This window comes from Verrucomicrobiia bacterium (assembly GCA_035495615.1).
Taxonomy (GTDB): Bacteria; Omnitrophota; Omnitrophia; order Omnitrophales; family Aquincolibacteriaceae; genus DATJFP01.
In genome coordinates, this window is sequence record DATJFP010000085.1 from 14203 (window position 1) to 36843 (window position 22641).

Below are 22641 nucleotides of genomic sequence, written 5' to 3' on the forward strand. Positions count from 1 at the left end.
CTGGGGGGCTGAGTCCTAAGCGTCGCTTCCCAAGGCTTAGGCTGCGGAGTCGAAGAGGGCTTGGACTTGGTGCAGGAGCTCAGCATGCCGGGTAAGCAGGTCGGCCGCGCTGAGGATCACTTGAGGCAAGGGCTCCGGTGAATCCAGTTCGCCGAGGGCGGCGAGAAGAGCGCTCGCCTCCTTGAGGCGGCTGCCGGAACCGTCGGGCAAATCTTCATGGACGAAAAGGGTTTCGGGCCTTGTTTCAGACGGCCACGACTGACGGATTTGGCCGAGCCGTCCGGCATCGTCGGCATAAACCAGGAAGCGGGATTCTCCGGCAGTTTGGAACCGGGAAAGCCCCGCGTCGCCCGGAGCCAGGACGAGCAGATTGACACCCTTGGCCGTATCCGCTTTTTCGGCCCGCCGGCGCAGGATTTCCACGCGCAGCGCGTTTTCGAGATCGCGCCGGTCCCCTTCCGCGCCGGGCGCGGCTAATACGATCATGGCCTGCGGATGCAAGGCCGCATAATCGGCCAGCACCTGAAGCTCCGCTTCTTCCGCCCGCGGCATGCGGCCGTACAAGCGGAGGATCCGCGCGGGCGAAGTCTCCGCGGCGCCGTTTGCGGCAAGCAGGGACGCGGGCGAAACCGCGCGCCACACCACGGCGTCTTTTTCGTCGGGCGAAAGCCCGTCGAGCACGAGTTGTTCGAGATAGCGGCGGTAAGCGGCGCCGGTGTCCCTCACGCCCGCAATGCCTTGCGCGCCGGCGGCGGCGAATGCGAATTTCAAGGCGCGTCCGCCGAATGGCGCGGCCAGGGCAAAGGCGCGTTCTTCATCAATCGCGATCGTCCCGCGCGAGTTCAACAGATCGCGCAGCTCGGAATGAGCTTCACTGAATTCCTCGTGCGTGGAAATGCGCGGCAGCCCGCGCTGGTAGAGCACGATCGAGCCGTCTGATGCGATCCGCGGCGCCAGCCACTTGGGCGTTCCGCGCACGTAATTGAGCCCGGACGTTTCCACGAGCGTGCCGAAATCCTTGCCGCTTTTTTCGCCGCGCACCTGCCCGCGGGAATCGATCGAGACCGACACCTCGCTCCTGAGATCCGCCATCGAATCAAGGCCCGGGCCGCCTGAAGCGGGAAATTCCGCGGCCGCGACATGATAGACTTCCTTTCCGTTTTCGCGGCGCTCGAGTTTCAGCGTCAGCACGACGAGCGAATCCAGCGGCTCTCCGAGATTCGGGCCCCCTTCGATATCCACTTGCGCGTTCCATCCCCGGCGGGGATCTTTGATGAGTCCCGCTTTGCCGATGACCGCCGCGCCGTAAAAACCGTGGGTCTTGATCAGGTCCTCGTAATCGCTCCAGCGCCCGTGAATGGCCGGCATCTGATCGGCAAAAGTCTTGCGGTAAAGCGCGAGAAGAGGCAAATGCGGCGTTCCTGAATTGAGGAATTCCGCCCGCTCGCGCGAGGCCCGGCCTACGAGCCAGTTCAGGGCAGTCTCGCCTACGCCATGGCCCGCGTATCGTTTATACATGGGAGAACCGGGCTGGCCCAGCGGATAAAAATTGAAAAGCCGGTAGACTTTGCGCTCCCCGGCGCGGGGAAGATTTTCCGTCCACGAAAAGCTGTCCGCTTTTTCCCCGGCGACCGTGACCTGCGCGGAATAAGTCTGCGCGCCGTCGGCAAGCGAACCGTGATGCACGCGCAGCTCGACCTCTTCCTGGCCCGCCAAATTCCCGAGAAAAACATGCGTCTCCCCGTCGGCGGCATAGCTGTAACGTTCCCATACGGAGCCGGAATAGTCCGCGACTTCCGTGAGCCGTCCCTGGGCATCGTATTTCGTCACACGGCCCGAGGCCAGATTGTCGGCAAAGTTCGCGAGCGAGAAAAAGAAATCGCGGTCGTCCGGATTCAGCGGGCGCTTGTCCTGCGAAAGCGTCCGGAATTCCTGCTGCGCGTCGTCCCATTCATAATGGAAGCGTCCCGCTTCGCTTTCGATCCGGATTTTTTTCGGCTCCAGGATAACGTCGATCTGCGCCTTATCGCCCGCCTTTTGCAGCCCCGTAAAATGAGCGCGGCTTGTCCCGCCCTTCATGGCTTCGCGAATGCCGCGCGCCATGGCAGCTTCGGGCCTGATACCGGGCAAGTCCCGGGGGAAACGCTCTCCCGCAATCCACAAGTCGCCGTCCGGGCCGCTCGCCAGGCGGATCGTGATGGAAACGCGGACGCCGCCGTTTTCCTGGAACACCTTGTAATCTTCTTCGGGAGGTCTGAGCTCCGAGCTTCGAGCGAGGAGAGCCTTCTCAGTGCCGGACTCAAGAGAGTCCGGCCGGAGCTCCGCACGACGAGTGCGGAGGGTAGTCTCGGTGACGGGCTCAAGGGAGCCCGTCCGGAGCTCCGCACGACGACGGGCTTTTATGCTTTTCACCAAAAGGAAAGTCTGGAAGATGCTCTGGATCGTCTCGTCACTCGCCTGCGGCCGGGCGGGATCAAAAACTTCCGTGTGATCCCTTCCCGTCATGACGAAGACGTATTTCTTGCTGCGGGCCGCGTCCGAAGCAAGGACATGCTCGAAATATTTCCGGCTCACGGCATTGGAAATTTGCGTGGCGCGCTCCAGGTATTCTTCATGCGTCCGGTAATAAGATTCCCCGTCGTTCGTCACCCAGTCGAAAAGCTCTTTCATCCGGGCATTCAGCGCCTGGGGATCCAGACCGAAAGCGGTGGCCGCGGAAACGACTTCCGGCAGCGGCGTCTCGAAAGACACTTCCTTGCCCGTCATGGCAAAACGGTCCAGCAGGTTCATGCCGGCCATGTCCCGCAGAACGTCCTGCGCGTTTTCATAACCCGCCGCAACCGCGCGCAGGATGGGCGGCGCGTCGATGGGGGCAATTGGATCCTCCACGACGATCCCGTTCGGGCGGGCATGGTCCACGGCGGCCTTGAGTTCCGGAGTCTCATTGATCGCCGACGCCGGCCAATCCCAGCCTTCGATGAGGAAAAGCCACTCGCCGGGATTTTCGATGCGGGGCAGGATCTCCTTCTGGAACTTTTCGAGCATGCGCCGGTCTCCGGCATAACCGTGCATGCCGCCCATCGCGAGCACGCGATGCGCGCCCCATTCATATTCGTTCAAGACGGGCTCGCCCCCGCCTTCGGCGGAGCGCAGCTCAGACAATTGAAAGCGCGCGGCGTAATCGCCGGTTTCCGCGAACAACGCCGCGTGTCCGGCTTGGAACAGCGCCTTCAGGCCGGGCACGATCTTTTCCATTTCCGGCCAGGTGAGGAACACCATGCGCTGGGCCATGTCGCGGCGCGGGCCGTATTTGGCCGTCACGATCTTCTGCGTGATGTCATAGCGCTCTCTCCGGACGGCCATGAGGTTCTCTTTCACGTTCGTATCGAACGGTAATCTTTCCACCTCAGGCAGGGCAAGATTGAACATGGGAACAAGGAAAGGCAGCGCGGGCTCGGCGTTTTCGATCAACCGGATGTAATTCCCCATGCTGGTGTGCATGACTTTCGCAGGATCGCGCAGCCCCTTCGCCGCCCAATCCGCTTCCGTCATGCTGAGGACTTGCGCAAGGATGCCGCGCAGCCTTTCGGCGGGAACGGCTCGGGAAGTTTCGCTGCCGTTCTCGTCAAAATAATGAAGGCCTTTGAGCATTCTTCCCATGTATTCCAGGACGGCTTCGCGCGGCGTCTTCCAGAAGATTCCGCCCCGCTCGGTGTTTTGCTCTGCTTTGTAGCTGGCTTTGAAGTCGTGCAGGATGGGATCGAGCATGAGGGCCAGGCCCCACAGCATGAGATCGTCCTGCGCCGCGGCCGGCCGCGTGCCCTTAAATCGCGGAGAAAGCAGCGGCTCGCTCGATTTTCGCAGGTCCTGCTGTTCGATCCATTCCGCGAGGAATCTTCTTGCCGCGCCGGCGAGGATTTCATTGTCTGCCGGACGCACACCGCCGGGATCCATGTGATTGCCGAACCAGCGGATGTGCAGGCTCATGGCCACGCCCAGGATCCAGTCCCGGAGAACGCGTTCCTGCAGGCTGCCGCTTGCGAGGAGGGCCAGTCTTTCCGTCTGCGCGACTTGATCGAGGGGCGAAACATCCATCTGAATGATTTTTGTGGTCAGATCGAAAACGCGGTCCCAGCCGCGCTTTCTCCAGTAGGCGTGGAGCTGCCGCCCGATTTCCTGCCGGCTCAACTCCGGAGGCGGCGTGGTAATCCAGAAACGCACCGCGGGTTCCAGCCAAATCTGCCAGGCGGCTTGCGGTTCCCGGACATCATCCATGAGCGCAAGGATTTTGCGGAGATGCTTTTGCGCGTCCCGGGGATGATCTTCGAGATAGTCCAGCATTCGCAGCTCGGTTTTGTTGAAATCGATCCGGAAAAAATAATTCGAGGCCGGAAGCATGGCTGCGAAGTTGAAAACACCCTGGAACGGCTTCTCATGGAGGAGCGGCCTCTTCTTTTCGGGGAATTTCGCGTCGAAAAGTTTGTTTACGTTTTTTCTTTCCCGGTCCACCACGGCATAGCCGCCCGTGGGTTTCAGCAGCCCGGCAATATTATCCATCCATTCCGCGGCATCGCCTTGGACTGAGGGGCCTCCGGACAGATCCACGAGCGTGACCAGGTCCATTTTTCCCGCAAGGCCCAGGCGCTTCACGTCCAGCGCACCGAATTCGCTTTCGATCGTCTGAATCTGAAAGTCGAGCTTCAGTCCGGCCGCGTCCCGATTTTTCAAAACGTCGCGCACTTCCTCCCAATCGCGTACGGCTTCCTTGATTCTCAGCGGGTCCATTTCCACAAACGTCACTTCCCTGCCCAGAAGCGCGAGAAGAAGCGGCAGCATGCGCATGCCGCTTCCGGCCACCAGCGCGTGCTGGATGGGATGCTTGAGGATTTCGTCCATCATGGCCTTTGAAAAATTCAGGTCGTCGATGCCGAAGCCCCGCGTTTCCTTGATAAAAGGAATTTCTTTGAGAAGCGCGTAAGCCTTTTCCAGCAACGCGGCATCGGTTTCAGTTCGCAGCTCGGTCCGCCAGGAGAGTCCCCGGTAAAATCTTGCGTAAGCGCCGATCAGACCTTCCCCGGCGAAGCCTGCGGCGCGCGCGTCGTGGAGCGGGATTCCGGCTTCGCGGGCAAACGCGGCAAGATGCCCGGCCGAATGCGCGTAAAGCCGGCCCTCTTTGGCCAATTTCAGCCGCACATGCGCGTTGATCATTTCTTCCATGGCATCGCGTCCCGCGATCTGGAAAGCCGCCCAGTTGGCCGCGATCTCGCGCGCTTCTTCCGGCCCGGAAGCGCCCGCGTCCATGAGCGCCAGCAGCCCGTGGCCGATTTCGTGGGCCGCGGAGCCGAGGCCGTGGACGTCGTTGGCTTCCTCCAGCAGGTTGCGCAGGTTCAGGACGATGCGCTGACGGTCCTCGTCCCAGCGCATGGGATTGTCCGCGTCGTCGTCGATGGAAAAAACGATGCCTTCCGCCTGAAGCCTTCCGTTGATGCCGGGATGCTCGCGCATCTTTTCGTTCAGCGCCGCGATGAAGCCGCCGTACTTTTGTTTCAATTCCCAGAGGCGCGTCAGGGTTTTGCGGAACGCCTCGGGCGCGGCCAGCGCGTCCCCGAGAAAAGCGTAGCCGCGGTCGTGATTGTTGAGCCGGGTGAGCTCATCGATGTCGCCGTAATCGAAGAAGCCCGCCTCGATCCATTCCCGCAGCAAGTCCCGGAATGTCCCGATCCGGACGTCCGCCGCGCTCAGGTGATATTTGGCCAGCACCTCGGGATTGATCGGCTTGAGCTCCGCCAGCGCCGCGGCCAGCGTCCTTTCCAGAGGCTCCGGCAAGGAACGGAGCTCGGAACGTCCGGTTCCGAGAGTTTTCTCCGCAACGAGCTCATGGGAGCTCGTGCGGAGCTCGGCATGCTGCTGCGCGGGCCGTTCGAACGCGGCGGGCTGGAAATAAAAGAGCAGATGAAGCGGATGCGGCGCGACGGGCGGCTGCCCCGTCAGCTGCGCAAGCCGCGCATAGGCGGGCTGAGAACTCTTCATCATGCGCAGGTGCAGGAGCGGCAGCGAGAGTTTCTGGCCGGGCAGCGTGTGCCAGCTCCCCGCGCCTTTGGCGATGACCGCGACGCCGTCTTCCCAGGCCTCCATGAAAGCGTCGTGCAGGCCGCCTTTGGACAAATCCGCGCCGAGCATCGTGGAGCCGTCGGTGATAACCGAAAGCCGGCCGGATTCCAGATACGGCGCGAGTAGCGGATTGCCCCTCAGGCCGGCCGCGGCTTCGTCTTCGGTGACGTCGTCGCGGATCACGCCGTTTTTCGCCACGACCGCCACTTTGAAGCCCTGGCGCAGCAGCCACTCGATCACGAGCTGGTCCATGACGAATTCGCCGTGATTGTCCAGGAAGTAGAGCACGGTCTTTTTCTCCGCGGCTTGAAGCTGCCGGAAAAAGGATTCAAAGCCTTCTTTCCCGAGCGCCAGATTTTCCGATGTGATGCGTCCGAATACTTCCGCCATCTGGCCCGCAAGGTCCAGACCCGCGTTGATCCCCGCTTTTTTCATGGCGTCGGGATGCGACGGATCGATCAGGTTGCCGATGCCCGCATACAAAAGCGCGGTCCAAAGCTGCTCTTTCGGATCCGCGGACTGGAACACGCGCTCGCGCAGCGCCGGGTAAACGTTCAGGAAAGCTTTGTCGAGCTCCTGCTTGTAGGAAGCATAGGCGTCGGGAACGCCGGAATACCGGTGCACGATCTGCTGGGCCACGGCTTCGAATTGCAGCAAGGTCAGCTTGTCGGCCTCGGGATGATGTTCGAGGACGTCCAGCAGGGCCAGCACGGTCTCGCGCTCGGGCGCGGCCGCACCGGTTTTGTCGAGATGCTGTTTGGCCTGGAGGATCTTTCCCGGTTTGGAATCTCCCGGCGGCGTCCCGCTGCCGTCCCAAGGCGTGTCGCCGATGCGCGCGTATCCGGGCATGTAGTCCCGGGCCGCTTCCTCCGGCGCGTTGCCCCGTTTGATTTCCTTGATCATCGCGTCCACGGTCTCGCGCGCGTCCGGGAAAGTCCTGCTGAAAAGATGCGTGACCAGATTTCTTTCCAGAGACGATTCGGCGCCGGCTTGCGGAATGCCGGGAACGAAGGTTCCGTCGAAAGAGTCGAAGCGCCCCGCAAAATGGCGGTAACCTTCGGCCTTCAAAACCTCATCGAAGGCGTCGAGGATCGGGCGATGGTCTTTTTCCGACTGCGTCTCGCCTGCCGGAAATTGAAGGACGAATTCCACGCCCGGCGTGCTGTCACGCAGCCAGCGCCGGATCACACCGGTCCAGACTTTGCGCCATCCATCGTACCAGGCCTGATAATGAACGTCATCGCGCCGGTCCGCGTCCGGCGTTTTCAAAGTCTCCGGCACAAGGTCCGCGGGCGCATCACTGAATTTCATGTACGCGCCGAAATTTTCCAGGTAAATCGTGCCCGGCTTCACGGGCACCGTGTCGAACGTGAAAAGATTATCGATGACGTGCCTCATGTCCTGTTCGCGGCCGAGGTATTCGCGCAGGCCGTTCATGACTCCGGACGTAAATTCATCGTTGTCCACGGTCACGATCTTGCGGCCGCTGTTCAGGATCTGCGTCAGGTACGGCATGGGATCATGGGCGAGATAAAGAATGGGCGCCGCGTTCGCGCCGGCGTCCGCGTTTTTCATGGCGGGCGTGGAGCGCTTACCCACGAGACCGCCGCCTTTAAGCTGCAGGTAGGCGTAAACGCGTCCCGATAAGCGGGAGAACGCGACGCCCTCGGCCGAACGCGCGTAGCGAATGAGCTGGAAATATTGTTCGGGCCGTCCCGGTAAATCCTCGCCGCGGTTGCCCGCCTGATACGTGCGGCGCAGCGCGTCGTAAGCGGCCTGATACGCGCCTTCGGGATTTTCCCGGTCGTTGGCCAGGTTGAATTCATGCAGCAGGACTGAGGCGATCGTGGAGAACGGCGTCTTGCCGATCACGCCGACACGGGAAAAATGAGAAACCAGCTCGGTATCGCGGCTTTGATAGAGCGCATGGATGCGCTCGTCAATCATCTGATAGTAACGTTCCGTTTCCATGGTACGGAGTTCAGGCCGTTCGAATTCCTGCGCGATATGGCTGTTGCGCCAGTGCGTGATAGGCCTCACTTGCGGCGGAGTTTTCTGCATCCAGCCCCGCGCTTCGAGCCACAGCCTCACCTTCATCCAGAACACGTCCCAAAGCGATCCGCGCATCAGCGCGTCCAGCATCGGCCCCAGGCTGACCTTTCCGTTCGTGACGAAAATATGCCGCGGCCTTTTGTAGAAAAAACGCTTGAAGGAATCCATCATCCCCGGAGAGCTCACCGTAATGCCGGTAACGTTCATGGCCTCGCTCAAGTGAGTCAAGCCGGTATGCACGGTAAGCACGGCGTCCGCGAGTGAAAGCGCGGCCGCGAGTTTCACGTGGTCATTCGGGCCGAAGGAAACCAGCTTGGAGAGATACGGCTCCCCCAGATCAGGGGATTCCAGGATTTCGCGCCGGAGCATCGCGTAAAGTTCCTGCGCGTACCCAAACGGCGGCTCGTCGTCGCCGGCTTGCGCGGGCAAATGACCTTCGTTGATGACGATGAGTCCCGGAAAATGCCGGATCATGTCTTTGAGGATGTCGGCTAGATCGGGCAGGTTGCGCCACCTTCCGGTTGTCCCTCCCCGGACGAACGGATTCACATACAAAATCGGGACGTCGGGAATTTCCCCGCGCCCGATGAGACCCTGGCTGACAAGGTGCTGCTTGATTTTTTCCGCCAGCAGCGCCCGCTCCCCTTTCACGTTCGCGCTCAGCCGATCTTCGGTAATGACCGGCGGCCGCGAAGGCAGTTCGCGCAGGCCGAGCGTTTTCAGAAGCCGAACGCGTTCGCCGTAGTCCGGCAATTCATGATTAAAGGCGGGCAGCTTCAGCTCCTCGCTTCCGGTCCGGAGCGCGATGCCGTACTGGTTGCTGGAAAGCACGGGATACTGAGTCCCCCACGGGATCAGGGACGTAAAACGGTCGGAGGCATTGATGACGATGAGATCGCTCCGGCCGCGGCTCTCCCGCAGCAATTCCCGGATCCGGTTCTCGTCCGCGACTTCCGCAGGAACGCCGAGATCGAGGATTTCCAAATACCCGCGCGGGATGATGACTTTCTCGAGCGCGGGGAAAAGTTTTTTCAGCTCCAGGAAAGGCAGCGACTGGACCGTGGGATGGCTGATGGAGCCTTCATCCACGAGAAATACGGCTTCGCGGAAACGGGCCCGCGCTCCGGCGTTCAAAACATTTCGGGCGCTGCGCTGCGGCGGATTCGCGGTAGCGCGGAGCTCAGCCCTGTCTTCTTCCGGGTCTTCGTCCACCCAGCGTTCCCGGATGATCTCTTCGAGCTTTTCGAGTTTCTGCAGCGCTTCGTAATAATGACCGGATTCGCCGATCAGGACGAGGCGGGAATTCGGATTGATCTCTGCGGGCGTCAGCGCCTTGACGCGGTTGCGCAAGGCCTCGGTCCTCACGCGCACGTCGTGAATCGTGTCGAGAATGCCTCCCACGCCGCGGGTCCAGTCCTGTTCCTCCAGGATCATGCCATGGGTGAGCAGGACCCCATGATGGAGTTCTTCGGCCTCGCGTTCCAGAGCGCGCGATTTGTCCGTCGGTTCCGCGGGCGGCGTCCGCAGCGTGAATCCCAGCTGCAGGTGCTTATGCCCGTTTTCCAGATGATAAGAAACCGGATACAAGGCCGCGTTGATCAAAGCGGGCAGGCTCTTTCCTCTCATCGCCTCGACGAAATCCGAGAGAAGCGTGTCGATGTCCCACATGAGCATCAAATCGGGCGAGGCCTGCCGCAGCAGATCCGCGCTTTGAGCGACGCGCTCCCACACGATGGCCAGCTGGTTGGAAGCGGTCATCCAGTTTCCGGCGTCGATTCTGTTCCGCGCGTTGTTCAAGGCCGCGAGCGCCATCTCCAGGTCTTCTTCCAGGCCGGGCCATTGCCTCGAAAAGGGGCTGCCCCGCAATTTCTCCACGATCGGCCGGAGTTTTGCTTCCAACATCGCGATGTCCTGCTTCACGTCCCGCATTTCGTCCCCGGCCTCGGCGCGGAGTTCCGATTTGCTTTTCAGCAGCTCCGTGAGAAAAATAAAAAATTCCCCGCGGCCTGACGCGGCAATCACCTGGTCGCGCAGCTTGCCGACCAGCATCGGACCTTTCGGGATTTTGGGATTGTCGAGGATGAGCCGAAGCGCGGCTTCAAGCGGCGGCGTGACATTGTCCAGGCGGCTGACCTGCTTGATGAGCGCGTCGAAGGTTTCTTTGGCGTAGCTTTCGGCGAGCGTGTTGATAAGACCGGCCGCGAACATGGCCCGCTCTCCCGGCCGGAGAAGCTCATGCGCCGCCTCATCCAGCACGAACGGCCTTTTTTTACCGGACCGGGCCATGGCCAGCAATTTTTCTCGGGCGTAATCCGCGGCCGCCGCCAGGTCAAACGTGGCCATCGTGATGTAATCGTGCGCGGCTTTGCCGGGCCGCTGCACCTCTTCCTCGGCAAAGTCATGGAGCGCCTTGTCGCGTGCTTCAGTCAATTTCTGCACGGCGATGGGCGTCAAAAGTTCCACCCAGCCCGGATGCGGCAGATGCAATTCCCTCATCTCGATGTCGGCCATGCCCGTGCGCGACAGCCGCATCACCGGATGCCCCACGGCTTCCATCATGGCTTTCACCTGATGGTACTTGCCTTCTTTCAAATACAGGCTCAGCGTCGTGGTGCCGTCCGTGGGATTGACCTGGATATTTTCGACGCGCGCGGGTTTGGTGTGGTACTTGATCCGTGCTTCGTGGTGGTCTTTCGTGTCGATCTCGACGCCGGTCCTGAGCCTGTCGGCTTCTTCCGGCGTCAGCCGGCCCTTCACCGTCACGTAATAACGCTTTTCGACGTGGCCTGTCGGCATCACGATGCTCAGCATGGAAGGATCGTCGGTGAGGATCATCAAGCCGTCCACGTCATAGTCCAGCCTTCCGAGCGCGATGTAGTCCGCGGGATTGCGCCCGCTCTTTTCCGCGAAGATATCGTAGATCGTCTTGCGGTCCCCATCTTCATCGAAACGTGTCGACAAGACGAACCGCGGCTTGAACAATGCGAAGTAGTGATAGGCCGGCGCCTGGGCCGCCGCGTTTTCCGTGCTGCGCAATTCGGCTTTGGGCGCTTCCCGCGTCACGAAAGAAAGGGAAACTCCATTGCCGCCTCCCGGCAGCATCGCCATGTTGAGCTTCGACAATCTCGAGGCCAGCGCGGCGCGCATGGCCGCCAGGTCATCCTGCCGCGTGTCGGAGGTGGCGGACCAATCCGGAAGCCCGGTTTCCACGGCGCGGTCCGTGAGACGGGCATCACCATTTGCCGCATTAAAAACATGAATCTCGGGATGGCCTGTTTTTTCTTCCCGATGGAAGAACACATAAAGCGGCAGGTCGAGATCAAGCCGGTTCCCGCGCCGGGTCGCATCTTTCAAAAGCCCAAGCAGGAGCGTCATCAACTGGCCTTCGTCCGTCAAAGCAACAACCTGCTCCGGGCCGGCCATGGCCTGCAATTTTTTCGCGAAGGCCGGCACCAGGATCCGGCGGAACAAATCGCCCGCGAGATAAGGCGACGGAAGGTCCTCGAGATTCCGGCGCTGAGTTTCGTCCACCGCGGCTGAGGCGTCGTCCGCCAGCGCGTCGTATTTGTAGCTTGCAAGCCCGCGCAGCCGGAACAGGACATCGCCGCGGCCGGATTCCGCCACGTCTTTTTCGATGCCGCCGGGCTCGCGGAGGAAATTGACGTCGAGCTCGCGGACCGCGTTTTGAGGAAGCCTGAGATGAGCGAGGAGCCGCGTCTCGAACGCGTCCCGCGCCGCGGCGGCTTTGCCGGCATGCCGGACTTCCCGCACGATTTGTTCCAGAACCAGGCTCGGGGATTTACGCGCGAGAAAAAGGTAATTGCCCGCTTTTTCCGTGTGGAGATCAGGATGATGTTTCAACGCGGCCTCCAGGCGATCTTTGTCGAAAGCGCGCGTGTCCAAAAGAATCAGGCCGTGATGGGAAAGCGCTTTTTCCATTTGGGCGAGCATGCCCAGGTAGCTCACTTCCTCCCCTTTGTGAAGGAGCTGCGGGACCGGCGGATAATCGGGCGACATCACGTAGCTCAGGAAAAGCCGCGTGCTTCCTTCTTTCAGCGGCATGTACCCATGCCAGGGCATGATGTAAAGGTAAGGCGCGTGCCTGACGCGCTTGGAAAGCGACGGGCTGATGCCGACGGCCTGGCGTGAGCCGCGCTGGCGAAGCCATTCCACAAATGCCGCGTACGGCGCCTGTCCCAAATCCACGACCGGCTGATCCACCATCCAGGCGAGAATGGCTTCGGTCGTGAGATCCTCCGCCTCTGCCAAATGCTTTGAGGCCGCGTAATCTTTTAGGATGCCCGCGAAGGTCGCAAAGCCCGGCGGCACCTGCGACGGATCCGTGAGCCACGGGAATTCGGGCAAGCCTGGACTTTGATCGGTCCGGAGTTCTGTGCGCATGCTCGAAGCGCGGAGCTCGGGCCGGGCTCCTGTGACCCCGGCACTGAGAATACCCTCCGCGCTCGAAGCGCGGAGCTCAGGCTTCAGCTTCTCAAGGACTTCGGCCAGGATTCCGTATACGGTTCCACGGCCGGAAGTCGCCAGGACCCGCTGCTGAATGTCTCCGAGAATTTGCCTGGCGTTGCTCTTGGAATTCAACCCGATGAGCAGCAGGACCGATTTCAATTTGTCCGGGACAGGACTGGTGTTGAGGGCGCTCACGACCGCATGGAGGACCTCGTGCGGATGGTCCGCCGAGATGGCGTTCAAGAGGCTGAACACGAACGATTGCCGCAAGCCGCTGCTGCGGTCCAGATCCCAGATCAATTCTCTAATGACGTAAGGACGTTTTTTCTCGGAAGCCGCCATGGCCAGCAGCTTTTCCCGGGAAAAATCGGCGATGCTTCGCAGGTCGAATTCCGAAACGCTGATGTAATGATGGGCGGCCTTCCCGGGTTTTTCATCTTCGAGCTGCGCAAGCGCGTGCAGGGCGTTCTGCCGGGCGGCCATAAGCTTCCCCAAAGACGCCGGCGTAAGCGGCATGACCCGGCCCGGCGATAGATCTTCGTCCTCGAGCTCGATGCCGCCGATTCCGAGGCGGGTCAGATAGATGACCTTGTGCCCCACGGCCTCCAGCATCAGCTTCACCTGGTGGTACTTGCCTTCGCTGATGTACAGGTGCAGCACGCTGGTCTTCGGGCCGGGGGAGACATTTTCGACGCGTGCCGGCCGGGTGTGATAAGTCAGGGGCTTGTTAAACTGGTCCTTGGTCTCGATGTCCACGCCCTCTTCAAGCCTGTGGACTTGTTCGGGAGTGATGGTGCCTTCCACGGTAACGTAGTAGTGCTTTTCCACGTGGCCCACCGGCATCACAATACTGACCATGGAAGGGTCGTTGGTCAGGACCACGAGGCCGTCCACGTCCGCGTCCAGTCTTCCCAGCGTAATATAATCCAACGGGTTCAGGTGCGTGGCCTGCGCGAACAGGTCGTAAATGGTTCGCCGCCGAAGCCTGCTGTTGTCCGAGCGGGTTGAGATCGCGCCCTGGGGCTTGTACATCGCAAAATACTGAAAAGGCGCGGCGCCCGTTTGTCCCCGAGGACCCGGTGCCTGCGGTACCCGCGCCGGAACGGCGGCTTTTTTCGGCGTGGACGCAACCAGTTCGCCCGGCTGCGACTGGACGGCCTCGATCTGGCCGCGCTCGAGAGCATGGAGCGCTTCTTCTTCGGACTTACCGGCGACGACCACCATCACGCGCGCGGCGCCCGCATCGAGAAGCACGCGGCGCGCTTCGTCCGCCGTGAAGCCTGTCGTCCAGTTGTCGTCAAAAAGAACGACCGTCTTCCCGCGGATCGCCTCAATTTCTTCAGGCGGCACTTCGAAGTTTCCTGCGGCATTCAGGGCGCGCTTCACCGCCGAAGGCGTCCGCGTTTCACCGTCGAACTGCGACTTTTGCTTTTCGCGGGCCTCGATTTTTCTGAGGATCTTCCGGTTGATGGCGGGAACCCACTTGTCGCCGAGGGTTTTCCGGAGCGTCTCGATCAGCCATCCCACGTATGCGTTTTGTTCTTCGTACGGGGCGGGCACGACCACGTCCGCGTCATGCCAGGGCACCTCCTCCGCGGGAGCGCGCAGAAGAGGAATGAGTTTCGAAATCGGCCCCGGATTCTTGTTCACCGTCAATTGTTTCATGAGGCTGCTGAAGGGATCGCCGGCATGCCGCGGATCGCTGCTCGGATAGTACGGCGCCAGGGCCCAGTTGGACGCTTTCCACGCGGCGTCATACTCCTCCGCGGGCATGAAGACGCGAAGCCCCTGCCCGAGAAGCGACGTGCGGTAATTGCGGTCTTCCGCGTCTTTCAAAGTGTGATAGGTTTCCAGAACGGGAAGCAGCCCGGGAGCGCCGTCAAAGCGCCACGCGGGCTCTCCGCCCTGATCACGGCTGAAAGATTTCAGCATGGCCGAGCGGAGCAGATCTTCGCCGGTACGCTCGAAGGCATGGATCACCAGATCGCGGATTGTTTCAAAGCGCGTATCCTGTTTGAATTTGCCGTACGGCAGGACTTCCATGAGAAAAGACAGCTGGGCCTTGGGAGCCAGGTCGCTTTTCCTCGGATGGCGCCGCAGAAAAACTTCATGCAGGATTTCACCGTAAACTTCCGCGTGTTCAGGCTGCTCGAAACGGGCGAGAAAGCCGTCAAAGGCCGCCAGCAGCGCGGGCATGTTTTCCGCGGAAACCGCCGCCCGTTCCGTCGAACGCAGTTCCGCTTTTTTTCCGGTCGGTCCGACCGGAGTTTCCAAGCCCGTCTTTTTCCGCGCGATGAAATAATTCAGACGCGGCCCGAATGGCGCTTCGGAAACTTTGAACTGGCCTCTGTCGAAGGAGCGGAAGCCGAGCGGCGCGAGCAGGTCCTGCATGTAAGCGGCCAGAAGCTGGAAGAAGTTCGGCTCGATGGCCTCCGTGCGCCAGGCGCGGTTCTGCCGGTAAAGCTCCGCGGCCAGGGCGCGGTACCGGCTTTCCTTGCGGAAGCGCGCGGCATCGGCCGCGCTCAAAGCGCCCCATTGGAAGGCGATCGGCGTTCCCGCATCGTCCAGAAAGCGCGGGACGAAAATTTTGCCGCGGATTCCCAGCCGCCGGCGTTCGCGTTCCACGGCATTCAACAGCGCGGGACTCGCATAGCTCGGGAAGTCGCCCATGGCGATGAGCGGCTGGCCCGGCTTGAGCAGCCGCGCGGTTTCGGCCAGCACGGCATCAAGATTGTCCAGGATGTCGAAAAATTCCAGGCCCGTGACTGCGCCGAACGAGCTGTCCGCGAAAGGCGTTTTCTCGGCACGGGAAGAAACCTGGGCCTTGCCGGTCCGGAAATTCCCATTGTCGAGCGTCACCCACCCCCGGCTCAAGTCCGCCGGACTCAGCTGCTTCAAGGTCTCATGCGCGCCGGCCCCTAATTCCAGGATGGACGTCCCCTCTTCGAGGCCGGCCCGCGCAAAGACCTGGTAAACCGCGCTCTGGTAACCCCGGCGCTCCTGCATGCGCTTGCGGTGAAGCCACTCCGAATCCTGGCTCCAGTCTTTGGCTTTGTAACTCACGCGCAGCTCCGCGCGCTGCAAAAATTTCTGCCGGTCCGCAAGCCAAGCCGAGGACACGGGCGTGTTCAGCCCGGCCTGCCGTAAGGCCTCGCGGAAACGCCGCAGTTCGCCCGCATAAAAGGCGCGGTCGCCCAGGCCCGCGGGATGCGCGAATTCCGGTTTCTCCAGATGGGAGGCCGCGGTCATGGCCGCGAGGTAAGAAGCGCTGCTGATCTCGCCGCTGATCCGGGGCTGGATCGCGGCGTAGCCCATGCCGCCGCCGCGGAAGACGCGTGCCATGCCGTCCTGGTGAAAACCGCCGGTCACGAGGATCGCGACCTTCTGGTTGCGGATTTTCATTTCGCGCCGGATCTTTTTGTAGAAATAGGCCTCGCGGATTTCCGCGAGATGATAAAACGCGCCGGCCTGCCGGAATGCCGCGGCCAAAGGCGCGGGCGCGCTTTTGATTTTCTCTTTCGCCTTTTTCCATTCCTCGCGCGTCAGTTCCAGGCTCACGAGCTTTTTGCGCAGCGCGAGATCCCGGTAGGCGTCCAGGAGCGCGAGATCTTCCTTACCGGCGCGCGCCTTGAACAGCGCGTCGAAAAGCGAGTCGATTTCCGCGAACAGCGGCCCCGCGCTCATCTCGTTTTCCAGCGATTGCGACGCGGCCCGGTACATGATCTGAGGGTAAGTCTTGAAGCGGAAGCCCTGGGGATGCGCCTTCACCAGGAACTGCTCGTAAAATTCGCGCGGCTGTTTCAGGTCTTTGCTGCCGAGCGCTGCGAGAATGTCCGCCGGCAGTTTCTTCGCCGCGAGCCAGGCGCCGAGTTTTTCTTTTTCCCGCTCCAGCGCTTCGGGATTCTTCCGCTGCTCGAGCTCCTGAAGCATGACGAGCCGCGTCAGCTGCGGCCAGTCGAATTGCGAAAAGGGATTGGCGAGGTCGAGGTTGAGGATTTTCCGCGCTTCATCGCGGAGGAGGCGGGCCGTGGCCGCCAGGTCGCGCTGCTGCTCCTGGTGCTTCTGCCACGCGGTGACGAGCGCTCGGAAATCCGGAGAAAAAATCTTGGACGCGCGCAGGTCCAGCTCGCGTTCCCGCGCGTCGAGAACGGCTTTGCTCCGGTCCAGGCTGGCCACGACTTTTTTAAAGAGTTTAAATGCAGGGCGATAAAAAACGGGCTGTTCGACGCCAAGGGCCGTGAGTTTGGATTTGGGAAGCGCCAGATCCACGCCGGTCAGTTCGCCGGTTTCGGCCAGCATGCGAACCATTTTTTCGTTGGGCTCCTCGCTCGGGAAAAAGCGCAGGTATTCGGGATGCAGGCTCTCGCTCGCGCCTTCGGCGAACAGCAGCTTGACATGATAGGTCTTTTCCAGGTAACGGATGATCTCTTCGATTTTGAGCGCGGCTTCGGGGCTGCCGTGCGCGGTCTGGAGATGGAAAATGAACGGCATTTTTTCGCCGCTCGGGAAAAACGAGTCGCCGTAACGGCCGAGCTCGGAAGGAAGCGAGAGTTCGAAGGCAGGAATGTTTTCGGGGCGCGGAGAAAAAGCCAGCGGGTCGGCGCGCGCAAGGTCGCCGCAGAGCATGGACAACATAATGCCGAGACTGATGATTTTTCGGGCGCGGCGCGCGATCATGGAGAAGTGGGGGTCCCCTTGTCCTTGGCGTTAAATGTTGAAAAAGAATAACTTACGAGGGAAATCCTGTCAAAATCGAGGCTTGCGGACGTTGTCCGGAGTGCGGGAATGATCAAAGTTGATCACAAAATTAGACGGGACCGGAGAGCTTACTTTAAACAATGCGGGGAAAAATGGCTTAGGCGGCCTTGGCCGGGCGGCTCCCGAAGACAAAACTTCCCACCCGGATAAGCGTGGAACCTTCTTCGATCGCGATTTTATAATCCGCGGACATGCCCATGGAGAGGATGCCGAAATCCAGGCGCGGGAAAGCCGCGCGCGCCTTGGCCTGGAGATCCCGGACTTTACGGAACGAGGCGCGGATCAAAGCTTCGTCCTGCGTCAGAGGCCCGATGGTCATGAAGCCTTTGATTTCCACCCGCGACTCTGGGGAGAGCGACGCGAGGAATCGCACGACGTCCCCGGCCTCGAAACCGGATTTGGTTTCTTCCCCGGAGCTGTTGACCTGGATAAGGCAAGGCACCCGCGGGATGTTCCGCTTCGCGGCCTGACGGTCGATCTCCGCGGCAAGCTCCGGACGGTCAAGCGAGTGGATGAGAGCCGCCTGCCCCACCGCGTCTTTGACTTTGTTGGACTGGAGTGAGCCGATCAGATGCCAGGCAATGTCCGTGGGAAGGCCGTCTTTTTTGGATTGGAATTCCTGGATTCGGTTTTCGCCGAAATCGCGCGCGCCGGCCTGGTAGGCTTCGAGGATGCGCGAGGGCTCGACGAATTTGGTGACGAGCACGATGCGCACTGACGCGGGATCGCGTCCGGCTTTGCGTGCCGCGTTTGCGACTTCAAGTTGCAACTGCTCGAACTTTGCAGCGATGGATTCCATTGCCATCCCCTCTCCCTAACCCTCTCCCCGCACGCGGGGAGAGGGAAGGGTGAGGGGTTCTTTCCCGTACCCCATGCCCCGTTCCCCTTTGCCCCGTATCAAGCGGCGGGCGCCCGGGTCATGGCTTCGAGGGATTCGAAAAAGGCCAGGATTTTCCCGCGCGAAACGAGAAAGATATTTTCCTCGCCGTTTTTCTGCGAATAGATCGCGTCCTGCTCCGGAAGCTCGTTGCCCAGGACCAGCTCGGCCGCGGGGTCCGTGCCGGCGGCCCAGATCGTGATGCTGCCGTGCGGGGTCATGAGCCCGTATTCCCTGGCCTTCTTGCTTTTGGCGGCGCCGAGAAATTCTTTGACGAACAGGTTGGCCATCTCCGAAAGCAGCCGGTCACGGTGCTCTTCGGTCAGCGAGTCGCCCAGCAGCGCGACAGGCTCCGTCCAGAACCATTGGGAATCTTTCTGAAGCACTTCGTAGGAATGCTGCGGGTTCTGGATGCGGATTCTCTGGATGTCTTTCAGCGGCACGGTGAAGATGCGCCTTTCCCGGAAAGACAGCGGGCTGCTCTCGAAAACGCGCTTCATGTTCCGGTCGATCAGGAAGTAATCCTTCTCGCCTTCCCAGCGCGCATAGACGAAACTGCCGACGGGCGCATCGTCCCCGAAAAACAGGCGGCGGGTTTCCGGCCGCTTCTGTGTCTGGACCTCGACGACGAGCCTCGGATCCTTCAAACCGTATTCGTCCCAGCCTTTTTCCGGCATGAGGCGCCGCGCTTTCGAGCTGAGCGTGAGCGCGAGCACCAGGCTTTCAACCGTGGCCGCTTCCGCCAAGTCGTCGGCCGGCTCTTTCATGCGCCAGGTCTTGTCCTCGCGCACAAGAACGACGTCCTCGTGCTTTTCCTTGTTGTGGATGCCGAGAAACGCGATCTCGTCGCCTTCTTCGAGCGGCAGCACCTTGCCCGCGGTCTGGGATGCGGGGCTTTTGGCGGATTCGGGCGGCATGAGCGTGACGTAGAAATAAGCGACGAGCAGGAAGAGAAGAAAAAAGACGACGGTCACAGAAAATTTCATGACGTCTTCTGCCGGATGAAGATGCGCAGCATGCCGCTCAGCAGGTAAAAGGCCGGGAAGCCCAGGATCGCGAGGGCGAGCACAATCCGCTGCTGGACCGGCGTCATGAAGAGCGGCTTGTACCGCAGGGTTTTCTGCGGGATCGCGACGGCGCGGTCGTCTTTGGCCAGCCAGTGGATCATGCGCAGCGCCAGATCTTCATTGCCGGAAAGGTCGACGTAGGCGTTGGTGATGAAATCGCTGTCGCCCACCACGATGAGGCGTCCGCCGCTTTTTCCGTCCGCGGTTTTCTTTTCGGAGGCGACGGCGAGAGCCAGCGGGCCCGAAAGATCGGACTCGGCCTGGAAGGAAGCGTCCCCTTTTTCCAGGGCGCCCAGATCGGATTCGGCCCAGCTTCCCGAACCCGTGAACGCCAGCGGTGACACTTCCATGTCCGGCACGTTATCTGTGCTCGGCTGCACGGTCCTGGCCACGGGAAAAAAACTCGTGATCTTGAAGTCCGCGGTGATCGGATGCGTGGACAGGTATTGGTTGACGAGCGGCACGAGGAAATCTCCTCCGACCATGCGGCTCATTTTGTCCACGATCACGTCATTGCCGAGGAAAATGCCGAACGCCTTGAAAAAATCGTGGAACGACTGGCCGGTTCCCGGGTCCATGGGATCGATCATGAAAAAAATGCCTTTGCCCTGGTCGAAAGCGGTCCTCAGGGCCTCGTATTCTTTCGGGTCCATGTCGCGGTGCGGCCCGGCCACGACCAGCACCTGGCAGCGGTCCGGCACGCCGTCGCGCGTCAGGATGATTTCGTGCAGCGCGTAATTGTTGTATTCGAGCACGTCGCGGAACATCTTCATGCCGTTGCGGTCTTCCCGCGCGATGGAGGCCTCGTTATGCCCGGTGGAAAAACACAGGTCGAGCACGCGCGGATCGGCCAGGCGCAGGAGCGCGTTGGCAAAGCTTTCTTCGGTGGGGCGCGATATCCTTTCCATCCGGTCCTGATAGCGGATCACGACGGTGTAGATGTCCTTGATGTGGTTTTCTTTCGCCAGGCGCGGCACGCGGTCCGGATCGTAAAAGGCGTATTTGAAATTCGGGTGCGTCATCTCGATCTGCTTGAAGAAGACCTCGATGTCCTTGCGGGCCGGGTCCTCCTGGGGATAAAAGGCCAGAACCTCGAGCTTGTGGCCGCCCATGCGCTGCAGGATCTGGCGCGTGGAATCGGCCAGCGAATACATCTTCTCCTGCGTGAAGTCCCAGCGCCGGTTGTAGCGGGACACGATCATCATCATCAGCATGAACGTGATGAAAAGGATCACGGAGACAAACAGGAGCTGGGTGCGGATCAGCACGTAGCGCATCAGGCCTTCCAATTCCGGGTCTCGATGGACCGCAGCGTCAGGAACAGGAAATAAAAATGAAAGAAGATGAAATACACAACATGCGACAGGTCCACGATCCCGAGCGTGAATTCGCGGTAATGCCCGAGAGGGGAAAGCATCTTGAAAAACGTCGACCACGGCTCTTCGGTGACCAGCGCCACCCAGTCCATGATCCAGAACAGGATGAGGAATGCGAACGTCACGACCGCGCTGATCACCTGGCTTTCGGTAAGCGACGAAACAAAAAGCCCCAGCGCGAGAAACGCATTGCCCAGGAGCCAGAAGCCGAGATAAGCGGTCAGCACCGGCCCCCAGTCGAATTCCCCGCCCAGCCAGCGGATGATCACGAGGTAGCCGATCGTCGGCAGGAAAAGCGCCTCGAAGATCCAGACGAGGCCGAGGAATTTCCCCCACAGGATTTCAAAGTCCGAGAACGGGTACGTGTACAAAAGCTCCAGCGTCTGGAGCTTGCGCTCTTCGGCGAAAGACCGCATGGTCATGGCCGGCACCAGGAAAAAGAGCACCACGCTCAGGTTCAGGAAAAGCGTGCTGAAGACAAAGCGCGTCAGCCCCAGGCCTTCCACGACCTGCATGCCCTGGCGCGCGGATTCCATGGAAATGCGCGCGTAACTGGTCACGAGCAGCGAGAAGAAAGCGCCTGAGAGGATGTAAAAAATGACGAACACCAGCACGCCGGTCCAGGAGCGGCAAAAGCAGGTGAATTCTTTTCGCGCTAAGACGAAGGCGTTTCTCACTTGAACCCCTGTCCCGGTTCGTTGACCACGATCTTCATGAAAATTTCTTCGAGGCTGAGATGCGAGGAGCGCATCTCGAGCAGCGGGATGTCGTGCTGCACGCAAAGCCGGCTGATCTCCGAACGCAGGTCCTTGCCTTTTGCAATGCCGAGCGTCAGGCACACCTGCCCTTCTTTCTCGTACAGCACCTGCACGCGTTCCACGCCCGGCACGCCCGTAAAAAGAGTCATGGCCTCGTCTTTTTTGGCGTTGTCGCCGATCGTGACGAGGATCTCGTGCCGGTCGCGCAGGCCGGATTCCAATTCTTCGGTGGTGCCGCTGGCGATGACCTTGCCGTGATTGATGATGAGCACGCGATCGCAGACCATGCTCACTTCCGGAAGGATGTGCGTGGAAAGGATGAGCGTCTTTTCCTTGCCCAGCTCCTGAATGAGATTGCGGATCTCGATGATCTGTTTGGGATCGAGGCCGCTGGTCGGTTCGTCGAGCACGAGGATTTCCGGATCGCCGAGCAGCGCCTGCGCCAGGCCCACGCGCTGCCGGAAACCTTTCGAAAGTTTTCCGATGAGGCGGCCCCGCACTTCCCAGAGTCCGCATTGCGAGAGTTTCTCTTCGATATGCTTGCGCTTTTCGGAGCGGCGCACGCCCTTGACGTCCGCCACGAATTCGAGGAATTCCTTCACGCGCATGTCCGTGTACAGCATGACGGTTTCCGGGAGGTAGCCGATGAATCTCTTGAGGCGCCGGGGATCGCGGAAAAGTTCTTCGTCGCGGACCCAGACCTTGCCCTTGTTCGGCGGGAAAAAACCCGTGAGGATGCGCATGGTGGTCGTCTTGCCCGCGCCATTCGGCCCGAGAAAGCCCAGCACTTCACCGCGCCGCAGCTCGAACGAGATGCGGTCCAGGACACGCGTCCCGCTGAATTCCTTGGTCACGTCCTCGACGCGCAGCACCACGTCTTCTTCGGGCGGCTGGGCCGTGACGGTTTTGGCTTCATCCACGGTATTGGATCCTCACGAATTTCCTTTTGCCGCATTGGACGAGGACGGGCTTCTTGAGATTCACCTGGGCGTTCGCGTCCGTCACCTTTTCGCGCTCGAGCTTTACGCCACCCTGCTCGATGAGCCGCCGCGCCTCGCTTTTGCTCGCGACAAGGCCCGCGTCTTTCAGCAGGCTGACCAGGTCTGAACTCTCGCGCGGGAAATCCACGTTCTCGATTTCGTCGGGCAATTCCTTGTTCTTGAAGACCTGGTCGA

The 22641-nt window shown here is 60.8% G+C and carries 7 protein-coding genes; all 7 read right to left on the minus strand.

Annotated elements, in window-relative coordinates; all coding sequences use genetic code 11:
• Positions 1-36: 36 nt before the first annotated feature.
• On the minus strand, positions 37-17307 hold the full coding sequence (locus tag VL688_10965) for a pseudouridine synthase (protein ID HTL48567.1): 17271 nt from the start codon (positions 17305-17307) through the stop codon (positions 37-39).
• Between the two features lie 178 nt (positions 17308-17485).
• Positions 17486-18187, minus strand: a complete 702-nt coding sequence (locus VL688_10970) for a YggS family pyridoxal phosphate-dependent enzyme (protein ID HTL48568.1) — start codon at positions 18185-18187, stop codon at positions 17486-17488.
• Positions 18188-18285: 98 nt separating this feature from the next.
• Complete coding sequence (locus tag VL688_10975; GenBank protein HTL48569.1) at positions 18286-19251, minus strand: DUF4340 domain-containing protein; 966 nt, start codon at positions 19249-19251, stop codon at positions 18286-18288.
• A complete protein-coding gene (locus VL688_10980; GenBank protein ID HTL48570.1) occupies positions 19248-20609 on the minus strand; it encodes a Gldg family protein in 1362 nt (453 codons plus the stop codon). The genes VL688_10975 and VL688_10980 overlap by 4 nt, the downstream gene beginning before the upstream one ends.
• Entirely contained in the window at positions 20609-21385 is a 777-nt protein-coding gene (locus VL688_10985) for an ABC transporter permease subunit (protein ID HTL48571.1), read from the minus strand. The genes VL688_10980 and VL688_10985 overlap by 1 nt, the downstream gene beginning before the upstream one ends.
• Positions 21382-22386 (minus strand): ATP-binding cassette domain-containing protein, encoded by a 1005-nt coding sequence (locus VL688_10990; protein ID HTL48572.1) that lies wholly within the window; start codon positions 22384-22386, stop codon positions 21382-21384. Before VL688_10990 ends, VL688_10985 begins: the two co-directional genes overlap by 4 nt.
• Positions 22379-22641 (minus strand): S4 domain-containing protein (locus tag VL688_10995; protein ID HTL48573.1); only part of this gene is annotated, 263 nt, incomplete at its 5' end. The genes VL688_10990 and VL688_10995, both read right to left, overlap by 8 nt.